This is a genomic window from Rhizobium sp. PEPV16, from assembly GCF_008919455.1.
Lineage (GTDB): Bacteria > Pseudomonadota > Alphaproteobacteria > Rhizobiales > Rhizobiaceae > Rhizobium > Rhizobium leguminosarum_Q.
The window spans coordinates 1-12,430 of record NZ_VSZV01000200.1 but is presented as its reverse complement, the minus strand read 5'-3'; the positions used below and the strand labels follow the sequence as shown (position 1 = coordinate 12,430).

Annotated in this window: 12 protein-coding genes, 1 tRNA gene and 3 pseudogenes; 9 read left to right on the top strand and 7 right to left on the bottom strand. The window is 61.6% G+C overall.

Translation table 11 applies throughout. The annotated features are described in order from the left end of the window. The 3 genes and pseudogenes from FY112_RS05665 to FY112_RS05655 all read right to left on the bottom strand — a co-directional run. Window positions 1–216, bottom strand: a pseudogene (locus FY112_RS05665) (hypothetical protein); the annotation flags it as partial. Window positions 217–321: 105 nt separating this feature from the next. Beyond that, window positions 322–1,338: pseudogene (locus tag FY112_RS05660) on the bottom strand (DUF4105 domain-containing protein). Window positions 1,339–1,388: 50 nt separating this feature from the next. Next, window positions 1,389–1,655: a hypothetical protein gene (locus tag FY112_RS05655; protein WP_026158814.1), complete on the bottom strand. Its 267-nt coding sequence runs from the start codon at window positions 1,653–1,655 to the stop codon at window positions 1,389–1,391. 186 nt (window positions 1,656–1,841) lie between these two features. On the opposite strand from FY112_RS05655, the gene FY112_RS05650 reads away from it, so the two are divergent. From FY112_RS05650 to FY112_RS05610, 9 genes are all read left to right on the top strand, one after another. Further along, complete coding sequence (locus FY112_RS05650; RefSeq protein WP_020486015.1) at window positions 1,842–2,180, top strand: DUF2147 domain-containing protein; 339 nt, start codon at window positions 1,842–1,844, stop codon at window positions 2,178–2,180. Between the two features lie 90 nt (window positions 2,181–2,270). Then, window positions 2,271–3,047, top strand: a complete 777-nt coding sequence (locus FY112_RS05645; protein WP_246700612.1) for a hypothetical protein — start codon at window positions 2,271–2,273, stop codon at window positions 3,045–3,047. A gap of 133 nt (window positions 3,048–3,180) precedes the next feature. Beyond that, window positions 3,181–4,698, top strand: a complete 1,518-nt coding sequence (locus FY112_RS05640) for a DUF1254 domain-containing protein (RefSeq protein ID WP_151517929.1) — start codon at window positions 3,181–3,183, stop codon at window positions 4,696–4,698. A gap of 155 nt (window positions 4,699–4,853) precedes the next feature. Beyond that, a complete protein-coding gene (locus FY112_RS05635; RefSeq protein ID WP_151517928.1) occupies window positions 4,854–5,339 on the top strand; it encodes a hypothetical protein in 486 nt (161 codons plus the stop codon). Between the two features lie 147 nt (window positions 5,340–5,486). Next, window positions 5,487–5,909, top strand: coding sequence for a cysteine rich repeat-containing protein (locus FY112_RS05630; RefSeq protein ID WP_094088798.1), 423 nt, complete (start codon window positions 5,487–5,489; stop codon window positions 5,907–5,909). 24 nt (window positions 5,910–5,933) lie between these two features. Beyond that, on the top strand, window positions 5,934–6,503 hold the full coding sequence (locus FY112_RS05625) for an OmpA family protein (RefSeq protein WP_151517927.1): 570 nt from the start codon (window positions 5,934–5,936) through the stop codon (window positions 6,501–6,503). A 19-nt stretch (window positions 6,504–6,522) separates the two neighbouring features. Beyond that, window positions 6,523–7,209: a hypothetical protein gene (locus tag FY112_RS05620; protein ID WP_151517926.1), complete on the top strand. Its 687-nt coding sequence runs from the start codon at window positions 6,523–6,525 to the stop codon at window positions 7,207–7,209. A gap of 21 nt (window positions 7,210–7,230) precedes the next feature. Continuing rightward, entirely contained in the window at window positions 7,231–7,956 is a 726-nt protein-coding gene (locus tag FY112_RS05615; RefSeq protein ID WP_151517925.1) for an LssY C-terminal domain-containing protein, read from the top strand. 782 nt (window positions 7,957–8,738) lie between these two features. Beyond that, a complete protein-coding gene (locus tag FY112_RS05610; RefSeq protein WP_231283226.1) occupies window positions 8,739–9,257 on the top strand; it encodes a hypothetical protein in 519 nt (172 codons plus the stop codon). A 246-nt stretch (window positions 9,258–9,503) separates the two neighbouring features. Here the strand turns inward: FY112_RS05610 and FY112_RS05605 are convergent. The 4 genes and pseudogenes from FY112_RS05605 to FY112_RS05590 form a co-directional block, all read right to left on the bottom strand. Further along, window positions 9,504–9,580, bottom strand: a tRNA-Arg gene (locus FY112_RS05605). Window positions 9,581–9,784: 204 nt separating this feature from the next. After that, window positions 9,785–10,567 (bottom strand): ATP-binding cassette domain-containing protein, encoded by a 783-nt coding sequence (locus FY112_RS05600; RefSeq protein WP_003542059.1) that lies wholly within the window; start codon window positions 10,565–10,567, stop codon window positions 9,785–9,787. 14 nt (window positions 10,568–10,581) lie between these two features. Continuing rightward, on the bottom strand, window positions 10,582–11,895 hold the full coding sequence (locus FY112_RS05595) for a sugar ABC transporter permease (protein WP_131629754.1): 1,314 nt from the start codon (window positions 11,893–11,895) through the stop codon (window positions 10,582–10,584). A gap of 258 nt (window positions 11,896–12,153) precedes the next feature. Then, window positions 12,154–12,430 (bottom strand): annotated as a pseudogene (locus FY112_RS05590) (D-xylose ABC transporter substrate-binding protein); the annotation flags it as partial.

The window sequence follows — 12,430 nt, the reverse complement described above, 5'->3', positions numbered from 1 at the left end:
ATAGCGGCGAGGATTCACGACGACGACGCCGCGCCTGACGGGCGCGCGAGGGACCACGACGGCGCCGCGATTGCCGACGGCCGCACATCCTCTGGCTCCGCAGCCGACCACCGCACGGCGGGCTTCGGCCGAGGTCGGAGCGAGCATTGGTGCGGCCACCATCATCAGGATGGCCGCAGCCGTCGCGAGGTTTTGAATGTACTTGATGAGGTTCATGAGTGCGGTCCTGGTTAAGGGCATAATCGAAACTTCGCCCAGGGAATTCCTGACAGGGCGGACCATGCCTCAATCATCGCGATTCCCTTCGTATGTTACTGTACGTTACGGCCTAGCGACGACGACGGGGAGGGGCACGCCGAGACGGATCGCCTTCGAGAAGTCGGGCGACAATCCATCCGCTCGCGCCCGCACGTCGATCTTGGCAATTTCCCGCAGGCGGTCGAGCGGCATCGACGTGTCGACGGCTCCCCGGTCATAGGCGTAGTCGGGAAGATAACCGTTGACGATCAGCCGCCAGTCGAACGGCACCTTGTCTCCTGCGACCCGCATCAGCTTGGCGACGGTCGTCGTGCAGTTCGTCGTGATCGAGTTGTAGAACTGTGGAGTCCGGGCGAGCGCATTAGCCTAGGCGACGTACTCGAGCAGCAGGTTTCGCGCCTGCTCGGGACTGGCTCTCAGCCGGTAGATTTGGACGTCCTCGCCACGCACGTTGGAGCGGACGCCGACGACGTCACGTTCGTCCGCCGCAACAACCACCAGCGGGTCGTTCTTGAAGAGATCGGCAAGGGGAGAAAACCCGCCCCCGACCTTGTGGCGCACCTCGATCGACCAGGCGAGCTGTTCGCCGCCTTCGAAGCCAAAGCTGAAGATGACATGCGCGATCTTCGGCCCCGCCCAGTATGACATGAACAGGTCGACCGTCCTAACCTTGCTGACATCGTAGGTTCGCGTCGTCCAGCGCTCCGTAAAGTCGGAATTGCTTCGCCACTCGAAGTCCCGGACATCGGTCAAGGTCAGCGAATTTCCCTCGACACGACCCGTGACCTGGCGGGCGACATCCGGCGCCCATGCGGCGTCGGCTTCCGGCTTGATCGAGTTCCACCACAAGAGAACCAGCGCGAAGACGGCCGCGAACGAAAGGAGGGCTCTGATGCGCTGCCGGCTGGCAAGCGCCGCCACAGTGAAGAGACCGTAGACGAGGAAGACGCCAGTGCCGATCGCCCGCCCGCCATCAGGCAGGGGTAGGCGATACCATAGGGCGAGGGAACTCCAGGCTGTCAAAGCCGCCACGATAACGGCGACGGGGAGGATGAGGACGATCGCCATCGGTCGAGGCATGTTGTTCCTTTTCTGTAGCCCCGTGCCGCCACGACGGCGAGATCGCGACTTTATCGGGCGGCTGGGAATGGAACGACCTTGGCAAAGTCCAGCATGGTGTGGATTTCCGCGGCGAGGCCGTCCATGAGTTCCAGCGCCTCGGCATAACGTGCATCCCGCTCCGGAGCCGTAGACGACTTCCAGTCCCGCACGAGCTGGTCGGCGATGGAAAAGTCGTTGCACAGTTCCCGGAAGCTTTCACTGCGGGAGGCAAGCGCTTCGATCTCAAGCGTCTGCTCGGGAAACCTGCGCTTGGCGAACTCCGTGTCGTATTCCATTGCATCGGCTCCCGGCCAGGCGACGCGGGGGGCGCATATCGCGTCGTCGTCGTAAAGATGACACAGAACCGGGCCGGCACCATGTAGGTTACAGTAACACACCGTGAGTTTCTTGCGGTCGGCGGCGCATGTGTGGTCCATTCGGTCATCGGCCCGGTGGCGGGCCAGCCATGCGAGGACCTTACCGTGAAACCCATCCTGATCTCCGTCACAGCGCTGCTGATGTCGACCGGACTGGCGAGCGCAGCCGAGCCGATCGTCGGAAACTGGAAGACGACGCTCGGCGACACCGCTGCGATCGAGCCGTGCGGCGGCGGTTTCTGCATCACGCTGAAGAGCGGCAAGCATACCGGCGAGAAGATCGGCGCGTTCGAAGGCAGCGGCGGCAGCTATTCCGGCAAGATCACCGATCCCGACGCGAAGAAGACCTACAACGGCACCATCAGCGTTTCCGGCGACACGGTCACCCTCAAAGGCTGCGTGATGAAGGTCGTCTGCGAGTCGCAGAAATGGTCACGCCAATAGTCTGCGGGTGCTTCCGGCGTGATCGGTTATCCCTTTCGCAGGGAATCATTTCCGGCGATCGCCGGAGCCATGAAAGATCGGGGCTGCTGCATGATTGAAATGAAAAGCGTCTATTGCGGGTTGGCTCTGGCCCTGGCGGCGGCACCCGCGGCCGCCGCAGACATGTCGGGACCTCGATCGGTTATCGCCGACAGCGGATGGAAGTTCCAGGTCACGATCGACGGCTGGCTGGCAGGTTTGAATGGCGACATCGGCGTGCGCGGTCTCCCGGCGGCGGCGGTCGACGTCTCGCCTCTGGACGTGCTCGAGGATCTGGACGGCGTGTTCGCAGGATCCTTTCAAGCAGCAGGCGATAGCTGGCTTCTCTATACGGATGTCATGTGGGCCAAGATTTCGACCGACGCCGACTTCGGCCCCTTCGGCGGAACGGCCGACTTCGAGCAGACGCAGATCGTGGCGACGGCCCTTGTCGGCTACGAGCTGCCGATCAACGTGGCGAACATGCAGCTCTACGCGACAGGCGGACTTCGCTACCAGCACAACAAGGTGGAACTCGGGATCGATCCCGTGTTCTTTCCGGCGATCGACCGCAGCGGTTCGCAAAGCTGGGCCGATCCCATCGTCGGGCTCACCATGCATTATGATATCACCTACAAATGGTTCGTGGACGTCATGGCCGACGTCGGCGGCTTCGGCGTCGCTTCCGACATCACGCTGCAGGGCACCGCGACGGTCGGCTACAACTGGACGGACAGCCTCGCTTCGTCTTTCGGCTACAAGGCCCTCTACACCGACTACGAGGACGGTGGCTTCCAGTACGACGCCACCCAGCACGGCGTCTTCACGCGACTGGCGGTGAAGTTCTAGCCGGAGTCCGGCTGCGGTCCGCCGCAAGCTACGGCCGTGGAACCGTAACATACTTCCTTTCGCGCCGCCGAATGCACACAGATTGGCGACCTCATGAAAAACGACCGACGGGGCGGTCGACAAGGAGAAAGCAATGAAACGCGCGACGAGACGGGTTTACGCTACTGCTGCGGTGCTACTGATGGGCTGGGGGGCCGCATACGCCGAAGCACCGAAGACGAAGATGGCCACGCCGATACCGGATTCGATCGTCACGCCGGAGAGCGTCGACACCAGGATTGGCAAGCTGAATTTTTTTGACGGCTTTCCGGACGACGCCACTTCGGAGAAGATCTATGACAATCTCGATTTCATGCGCGGCGTCGATGCTTTTCTCAATGCCATGCCCGGCGCTTCGGTCGAAGCCCTTCGGGTTGGACTGGCCGGCCAGGGCGCTGACAACAACCAAACCATTCTGATATTCGAAAATCTCATGGATTCGCATTCGCTGTTCCTGACCGGCAACACCGAAAGCATCTACAATCTCATGTGGCTCGACACTAAGGCGGGTCCGCTGGTCATCGAAACGCCGCCCAACATCCTCGGCATGATCGACAACCACTGGTTCGAATATGTCGGCGATGTCGGCAATGCCGGCCCGGACAAGGGCAAGGGTGGAAAATACCTGCTCTTGCCGCCGGGCTACGACGGCGTGGTCCCCGAGGGTTATCACGTATTGCGGTCCTCGACCTACGGGAACCTGTTCTTCTGGCGCGGCTTCCTCGAAAACGGCAGCACGACGACGGCAGTCGAAAACACCAGGAAATTCGCCAAAGTCTATCCGCTTTCGGAAGCCGGCAATCCGCCGCCGATGAAGATCGTCAACGTCTCAGGCAAGGAGTTCAACACGATCCATGCCAATAATTTCCATTTCTACGAGGAAGTGAACGACATCGTTCAGTACGAGCCAAACGAAGCCTATCATCCGGAGGTGCTGGGACAGCTCGCCGCTATCGGCATCGTAAAGGGCAAGCCCTTCGCGCCAGATGCGCGGATGAAGAAGATCCTCACCGAAGCCGTGGCCGTCGGCAATGCGACGGCGCGCACCATCACCTTCAAGACGCGAATGAAGGACGCCTATTATTATCCGAACAGTGCCTGGTTCACCGGCTTTGTCGGCGGCAGCTACGAGTTTCTGCTGCAGCCCGGCGTTCGCTATCTGGATGCCCGCGTCCTGTTCCACTACTACGCGACGGGGATCACGCCGGCGATGGCGATAAAGCGCGTCGGCATCGGTTCGCAATATGCCGGCGCCACGACCGACAAGGACGGCAAGCCGTTCGACGGCGGCAAGACCTATAAAATTCACCTGCCGCCAAACATTCCTGCAAAGGAATTCTGGTCGTTTGTGGCGTATGACAACCAGACGCGTTCGATGTTGCAGACGGATCGGCAATTCCCCAGCATCGGAAGCGACAAGAAAGACATCGTGATCAACGCGGACTCGTCGGTCGACGTCTGGTTCGGTCCGACGGCGCCGAAAGGCCATGAGGCCAACTGGGTCCAGACAGTGCCCGGCAAGGGTTGGAACGTACTTCTTCGCCTCTATGGGCCCCTTGAGCCATGGTTCGACAAGACCTGGAAGCCAGGCGAGTTCGAACCGGTCGAGTGACGCTAGAATATGCGATGAACTCCAATGCTGATCCGACTGGTATGTCGGATCAGCGTCGGCCGGAAGCATGCGTGCGCCCCCGGCATCAGCCACGGCGCCTTGAGCTTGGCTCATGCGCCATAGCAACGATCTGCAGGACTGCAGGGAGGCGGAGCTTGACGTCAAGATCAGGGCCGTCGGCACCATGGATCTACCTGGGTCTCCTCGCAGCTCAGACCGCCGCGGCCCTGACCCTGTTCTGGATCGTGTTCCCCATCTTTCATGGCTTGGTCACCCACCTCGGTGAACGGCAGACGCTGGATCTCTCGGACCAGGTCGGGATTGTTGCCAGCGCCGCGCTGCTTCATTGCTGTTACTGGACACGGTTGAAATGGGTGCCGGTCACGTCGCCGTTTCACAGTGTCTTCGTGGCGCATCTCCTCTTCTTCGCCAGCCGGGTGAGTTTCTTCTTCGGCGGTGCGCTCTTCTCGGCCATCTTCTTCAGGCATCTGCCGGAACTCGACGCCTTTCCGCCATTCGCCCAAGCGTTCGTGAAGAGCCTGTATGTCGCGGCGACGCTGTTCGGACTCTTCTGCTACTCGCTCGAACTGGATCGCTTCGGGAAGGCGATGGAGGATCGGCCGCCAGAGCGCAGCGAGTAGCTTCCACATCCATCGCTGCGGCGACGCGTTGAACGCCGGCTCCTACGGTCCGTGTAACCGTAACATACTTCCCTTCTCACCCCCGAAAGCGCACCAAATGCGTGCGGAGAGTTTCTCCGACGATCAATCGTTCACGATGGGGGTAGCATGTCGACGAGAACCAGACTGTTAGGAGGGGCGCTGGTCGCGTTCCTGGCGCTCAGCGGTGCGGCCCGTGCCGACACCATCAGCTTCGCCGACGCGGTGAGCACGCTCGCCAACGACTGCGGATCCGACATCAAGAAGTTCTGCAAGGGCCTGAACCTCGGGAGCGGCCGCATCCAGAACTGCCTCGAGGCCCATGCCGCAAAAGTCTCGCCGACCTGCACCTCGACACTGGCGAGCGTCACCACCTCGATCGAGCAGCGCCTTGCCGCCCAGTCGTCGTTCACCGCGATCTGCAAGCACTACGTCGCGCAGTTCTGCAGCGGCGTGGTGGGCGAGGGAAACATTCTTTCCTGCCTGAACAAGGCGACGCGCGTGAACGAAGGCCAGTGCGGCCAGGCGATCATCGACGCCGGCTGGCGGTGAACGATGTTGAAGGGACACAGGATCATGAAGAGCTTTCGACTTGCGACGATATTTGCCGCCGGGCTGCTGCTGGCACCCGGCCACTCGTTCGCCCAGGAACTGAGCGGTCCGCAGGTGGTGCGCACGCTCGGCAGATTGCAGGGAGGGGCTCCCGGCATCGACATTGCGTTGCTTATGGAAGAAGCGGCGGCGAGCGCCGGCAAGGGTGTCGCCGCGCTTCCCGACTGGCAGAAACTTTCGAAGCTGTCGCAGCTCATCGTCGAGATCGACTTCGAGAACGACTCCATCGCCATCGAACCGAAATCCTATCGCACCGTCGGCATGATCGCCGACGCCCTGCATCATCCGAACCTGCGGCGCTACAAGTTCCTTGTCGTCGGACACACGAGCTCGACGGGCGACGCCAAGCACAATCTGGACCTCAGCCAGAAGCGGGCGAACGCAATCACGGAGGCGTTGTCGACGACCTTCGCCATCGCCCCGGACCGTTTGTTCGCGATCGGCGTCGGCGAGGAGTGGCTCGTGGATCCGTCGAACCCGCAGGCCGCCGACAATCGGCGCGTCCAGCTCGTGAACCTCGGTCTCGTGAAGTAGCAAAAAAGGAGAATTCTCCATGAAACGCCATATACGGATCGGCACTCTCGCCGTAGCCTGCCTCGTGTCGTTCGCAGGAGCGGCGCAGGCCGAAGACGCGATCACGGCACCCGCCGCCAAGACCATTGGAGCGACCACGGCCACGAAGATGGTGCCGTCGCTTGCCGTCCTCAATTCCGGCGGGGCGACGCTGGTCGACGGCAAGCTGACGATGACGGGCGTCACCCCGAACTCTATCGTGTTCGCCGACCGTCCCGTACGATCGGCCGGACATGTGCTCACGACCGAGTTCATCAAGGAATGGGACGAGGGCAAGGACAGCTTCGCGGTTGACCCGCCGAACGCGACGATCTCCGTCATGAGCAGCGATGGCACCGCTGTCGAAGACGCGGTCGTGGTCCTGACCAAGCCAAAGCTGGAGGGCGGCACGCTGACCTTTGACGTCCAAGTTCTCGAGGGCGAACTCGCAAAGGCCAATGGCCCGGCTTCGCTTTTCATCGACATGTTCGTGGCGCGCGCCGGAATGGGGCGCGTCGGCGTGGTCGGCGTGGGTGCGGTCGGCTTCCATGGGGGCTGGTATGCGCACCCTGCGGCCCGCTACGGTGCCGCGGTCGCGACGGGTGCGGCCATCGGTGCCGCGGCGGCCTCCGCGCCATACTACTATCACCCCCCTTGCGGCTACTATCCGTATCCGCCCTGCTACTGAAGTCGGGAGCGGCACATTGCAATGGAACAGGGGAGAAGCAGTCGAGGCAGATGGAAGTCGGCTGCGGGCGTTCTTGCCGCCGTCCTCCTGGCGTATCTGCTCGTCTGCTACCTGGTCATGCCGGAGTTTTGGATCTTCCGCGACCGGAGTACCGTTGCCGATCTCAGCCGGATGGTCACCACGACCGACGACGACATTCCGGGCGACCCGATCAACGTCGGCGTCGTCGGCCCGAAGCAGCAGGTGATCAAGGCCTTCGCCGCCTCGGGCTGGGATCCCGCCGACAGGATAACGTTGCTCTCCTCGGTTGAAATCGGCCTGAGCGTGGCGCTTGATCGGCCGGATCTCGACGCACCCGTCAGCCCGCTGTTCTTCGACGGCCGGAAGCAGGATCTGGCTTTCGAAAAGCCTGTCGGGCGCAGCGCGGACGAGCGCCACCACATACGCCTCTGGCGCACGGCGACCGTCGGCGCCGACGGCCAGCCTCTGTGGCTGGGCTCCGCCAGCTTCGACCGCGGCGTCGGTGTCAGCCACGACACCGGGCAGATCACCCACCATATCGGACCCGATCTCGACGCCGAGCGCGAACTGGTGATCGGCGACCTCAAGGCCGCCGGGCAGATCTCCATGACCTACGAGCGCGCAGGCGTCGGTGCGACAAAAGATGGTCGCAACGGCGGCGGCGATCCGTACTTCACCGACGGTCGAATCCTTGTAGGGGTGCTGAGATCGGCCGAAAAGCAATAGGATCGGCGGCAGCTGGACAAGGACGAGGGGAGCGACCGCATTGATGAGACTGCGGTCTTCGCCAAGCCACGCTGCTTCCTGCACGATGCTTTCACGAAGGGCTCGAGGAGGTCAGTTGAGCTGCTCTCGTGATGGCCGGTGGGGCACGCGGCGGCCATACTGGAAAAACTTCCTCGCCTGCACGTGAGCTTGCAGTCCGATAGAACCTGCCGACGACGCCAAGTGGGTCTACCTTGTTCGCAACAAGCGGAATGCGACCGACATCCAATCTGAGTGCGAATCGCTGAAAAGCTACCCCGATTTTGGCCTCCGTTGCCGACGGACTGCCGTTCTCCGAGGGATGAAATTTCTGATTCACGATAGCGCGAGACGGCCCGAGAAATACGCCAAGTAGATTGGAACCACTGCCGAACCCTTTCGGCTCAAAAGTGTTACCTATGTCTTAGGTACGTTCCGTTACCTATGTGTCGGGAATGGACAATGGAGAACTGGCGCACCGGACGAGATGAAACTGAGAACTGCTACATCATTGTTTTTCCGATAGAACCTTGATTGCGGCTTTCTGGGCATCTGGGACCGTTGGCCTGTTCGCTTTTTTATCGGTCGAGCGGAACCGACCTTCGGCGCGCGCGTTTGCGGGCTAGGATGACAAAGTCGGCGGACGACGAGGTTTGCCTCGGGTCGAAGTGGCAGCGCGATCCGAAATGCGACCCGCGCAGTAGTCATCGACCCGACACTCATGTCCGAGTGCTGGCGCAAAGCCATCCAAAAGAGGCATATGCATGCGTTCGTTCTCTATTTCGTCAGATGGGCAACTCGCGATAACGGCGAGCGAGACTTCCTCGAAAAATGATTTCGACTATTTGATAGGTAAGTGGAACATCAGAAATCGTACATTGAAAGAACAGCTGGCCGGCAGCGACGAATGGGAGGAATTTGACGCGACCCAGGAACTCCGCCCCGTATTGCTGGGGCTGGGCAATTTCGACATTTTCCATACGGAATTTGACGGAAAGCCATTCGAAGGCCTCACCGTGCGATTATTCGATCCGCAGACGCGTCTGTGGACGATCTACTGGGCTGACAGCAACGCAGTGAAACTCGACGGCGGAAAGGTTGGCTCGTTCGACGGCGACGAAGGTGAATTCTTTGGCCGTGAGGTTGTCGCCGGCAAAGACGTTATCGTGAAATTCCATTGGGATAAGCGCGACCCGAACGCCCCGATTTATAGCCGGGCGTTCTCCGCTGATGCAGGCCGAACCTGGGAATGGAATTGGTGCTCGAACTTTTCGCGACGGTGATCGACTAAGTTGGCTCAAACGATCTCGCCCTATTCGAGTCGGGACGATCGTATTCCATATCGCGGAGCGCATGCGGGCCTACTTGGATTTAAGACCGAGCGCTCATTGATCAGATTGGCGTCCAATTTCGGCGAATTTCCTTCGGATCGCTCCAGACAACCGACTGACCAGTTTTGGGCGAAACAGACGTTCGCAGGAATCGGAAGGCCCTTTCGCCCATACGAGTTCGAATCCTCGCCGGTGAAATGGCGCACCCGACAGGATTCGAACCTGTGACCTTTGGAATCGGAATCCAACACTCTATCCAGCTGAGCTACGGGTGCATGCCTAAGGCGGTTTGAATCGCCTGTCCGATGGGTGGTTCTTAGCCTAGCTTGCGGCTGGCTTCAATCGGGAAATTCTCAGAAATACGGGTGCTTGCGCTTTCCAGGGTGTTTTTATCCGTCAGCCTGGGACCGTTGCATAAAAACTCCGCCGGCCTTGCGGGCGGCGGAGCGTGATTGTTGCGGGCTGTCGTTTGGCGGCAGTCAGATCTGCATGGCGCCGGGGCCGGGGATGGCTTTCGGCGGCACCTTGCCGAGGATGATCATGCCGAGGACTTCGTCCTTGGTCACATCCTCGGTGCGGGCGTGGCCGACGACCTGGCCGTTCTTCATCACCGAGACGCGGTCGGCGAGGTCGAAGACGTCGTGGATGTCGTGGCTGATGAGGAAGATGCCGATGCCTTCCTTCTTCAGCTGCTTGATGAGCTCGCCCACCTGCGCCGTCTCCTGGGGGCCGAGCGCTGCCGTCGGCTCGTCCATGATCAGGATGCGGGCGTTGAAGAGGATCGCACGGGCGATCGCCACCGATTGCCGCTGGCCGCCCGAAAGCGCCTTCACCGGCTCCTTGAAGCGCTTGAAGTTGGGGTTGAGCCGCCCCATCACCTCGCGGGCCGAGGCTTCCATCGCGACGTCGTCGAGCGTGCCCCAGCGGGTCTTCAGCTCGCGGCCGAGATAGAGGTTGGCGGCGGCGTCGACATTGTCGGCGACGGCGAGCGTCTGGTAGATCGTCTCAATGCCGTATTTCTTGGCGTCGCGCGGATTGCGGATGTCGGCCGGTTCGCCGTTGATCAGGATCTCGCCGCCATCGCGCTTGTAAGCGCCGGAGAGGATTTTGATCAGCGTCGATTTGCCGGCGCCGTTGTGGCCGAGCAGGGCCACGACTTCGCCGGGGTAGAGATCCACAGAGGCATTGTCCACGGCGTGAATGCCGCCGAAGGAGATCGAGATGTTTTTCAGTTCCACGAGGGGAGTGCGTTGATCAGCCATGTCTTGGGCTCCTCTCACTTGGCACGGGCGCGGTAGACGGTGTCGAGCCAGACCGCCACGACGAGGACGGTGCCGACGACGACGCTCTGCAGCGGCGTGTCGACATGCGCGAGAACCATGCCCGATTGCAGGGACTGCATGACGAGCGCGCCGAGCATGGCGCCGGCGATGGTGCCGGTGCCGCCTGCCAGCGACGTCCCGCCGATAACGGCGGCGGCGATGGTGTAGAGCTCGTCGAGCGTACCCTGCGAGTTCGTTGCGGCGTTGAGGCGGGCGGTGGAGATCGCCGCTGCAATGGCAGCAAGAATGCCCATCAGCGCGAAGATGCGCACGGTGACCCAGCGCGTCTTGATGCCGGCGAGCTCGGCCGCCTCGGGGTTGCCGCCGATCGCGAAGACGTAGCGGCCGAAACGCAGCCTCGTCGCGATGAAGGTCATGATGATGCCGACGACGATTGCGATCAGGACCGGCACGGCGATGCCGTAGGGAATATCCAGGCCGGTTTCGGGCCAGGGAATATTGTTGGTCTCGGCATATTTCTTGGCGATGTTGATTGGCCAGTAATAGCTGTTGGCGACCCAAACGGCGCCGAGGATCAGCACGCAGCTCAAGGTGGCGAGGAAATATTCAGCCCACATCGGCCGGCGCGGAAAGCCGAAGCGGCGGCGCTGCCGGCGCGAGCCGACGATGCTGGCTACGACGAAGAGGCAGGCGGCGATGCCGACAATCCAGCTCCAGGTAGCGCCGATCGAGCCCTCGGCGCCGCCGCCCATAATGCGGAAGGTCTGGTCCATGGGGGCAACCGTCTGGCCGCTGGTGACGAGCCAGGTGGCGCCACGCCAGACGAGCAGTCCGCCGAGGGTGACGATGAAGGAGGGGACGTTGAGGAAGGCGATGATAATGCCCTGGAAGGCGCCGATCAGGCAGCCTGCCGCCACGCCGACCAGCAGCGTGATCGCCCAGGTGAAGGGACTGTCGAAGCCGATATATTCCGGCAGGATCTTGGACTGCGTCACGCCCATGATCATGCCGCAGAGGCCGAGCACGGATCCCACGGAAAGGTCGATGTTGCGGGTGACGATGATCAGCACCATGCCCGTGGTCATAATGGCGATATCGGTCGTCTGAACCGAGAGGTTCCAGAGATTGCGCGGGGTCAGGAAGAGGCCGCCGGTGATGATGTGGAAGCCGATCCAGATGATGATGAGCGCGCCGATCATGCCGAGCAGACGCGTGTCGATCTCGGTGGCGCGGAAGAAGCGGGTCACCGGACTGGCTTCCGCCGTTCGCGGCCCGCTTGATGTCGTTGATTTTACCATTTCGGCCATGGGTTTGCCGTTCCCCAACTTTTGTTTGGACGGATGCGCCGGCGTGCCAGAAACTGCGGCGTCATGCGTCTGTTCTTCAACTGGCCATCGCGGAGCTTCCGGAAACTGGGTCGCGTGGCGTCGCGACGCTTCCGGCAGGGAATGAAAACCCGCGATGGCGCGGCGAGGCGGAGAAATTTCGTCGATCGAATTCTCATCCGCATCCGGCGCCGCAACGGTGTTCCGCTGCGGCGCCGGCAATTTCAGTGCAGAGCTTGCTTACTTGCAGGCAGCGACTGTGTCGGCCTTCACGCCCTGGCAGGCTTCAGCCTTGGAGATCCAGCCGGCGTCGATGACGAGGTTCAGATTCTCCTTGGTGATTGCAAGCGGCTTCAGGAAGACTGACTGCATTTCCACGCCCTTCGGGCCGCCCTTGAAAGCCAGGGCGCCGTCGATCTTGCTCATGTCCTTGCCGCCGGCGAGGTCGAGAGCGATTTCGGCGGCGCGCTGGCCGAGTTCGCGGCTGTCCTTCCAGACAGAAACCGTCTGCGTGCCG

What these genes read in the sequence shown, in the direction of transcription:
- FY112_RS05655 (WP_026158814.1), bottom strand. Translation starts at nt 1,655, where the DNA reads ATGGAATACGACACGGAGTTCGCCAAGCGCAGGTTTCCCGAGCAGACG.
- FY112_RS05645 (WP_246700612.1), top strand. Translation starts at nt 2,271, where the DNA reads ATGATTGAAATGAAAAGCGTCTATTGCGGGTTGGCTCTGGCCCTGGCG.
- FY112_RS05640 (WP_151517929.1), top strand. Translation starts at nt 3,181, where the DNA reads ATGAAACGCGCGACGAGACGGGTTTACGCTACTGCTGCGGTGCTACTG.
- FY112_RS05630 (WP_094088798.1), top strand. Translation starts at nt 5,487, where the DNA reads ATGTCGACGAGAACCAGACTGTTAGGAGGGGCGCTGGTCGCGTTCCTG.
- FY112_RS05625 (WP_151517927.1), top strand. Translation starts at nt 5,934, where the DNA reads ATGAAGAGCTTTCGACTTGCGACGATATTTGCCGCCGGGCTGCTGCTG.
- FY112_RS05620 (WP_151517926.1), top strand. Translation starts at nt 6,523, where the DNA reads ATGAAACGCCATATACGGATCGGCACTCTCGCCGTAGCCTGCCTCGTG.
- FY112_RS05615 (WP_151517925.1), top strand. Translation starts at nt 7,231, where the DNA reads ATGGAACAGGGGAGAAGCAGTCGAGGCAGATGGAAGTCGGCTGCGGGC.
- FY112_RS05610 (WP_231283226.1), top strand. Translation starts at nt 8,739, where the DNA reads ATGCGTTCGTTCTCTATTTCGTCAGATGGGCAACTCGCGATAACGGCG.
- FY112_RS05600 (WP_003542059.1), bottom strand. Translation starts at nt 10,567, where the DNA reads ATGGCTGATCAACGCACTCCCCTCGTGGAACTGAAAAACATCTCGATC.
- FY112_RS05595 (WP_131629754.1), bottom strand. Translation starts at nt 11,895, where the DNA reads ATGGCCGAAATGGTAAAATCAACGACATCAAGCGGGCCGCGAACGGCG.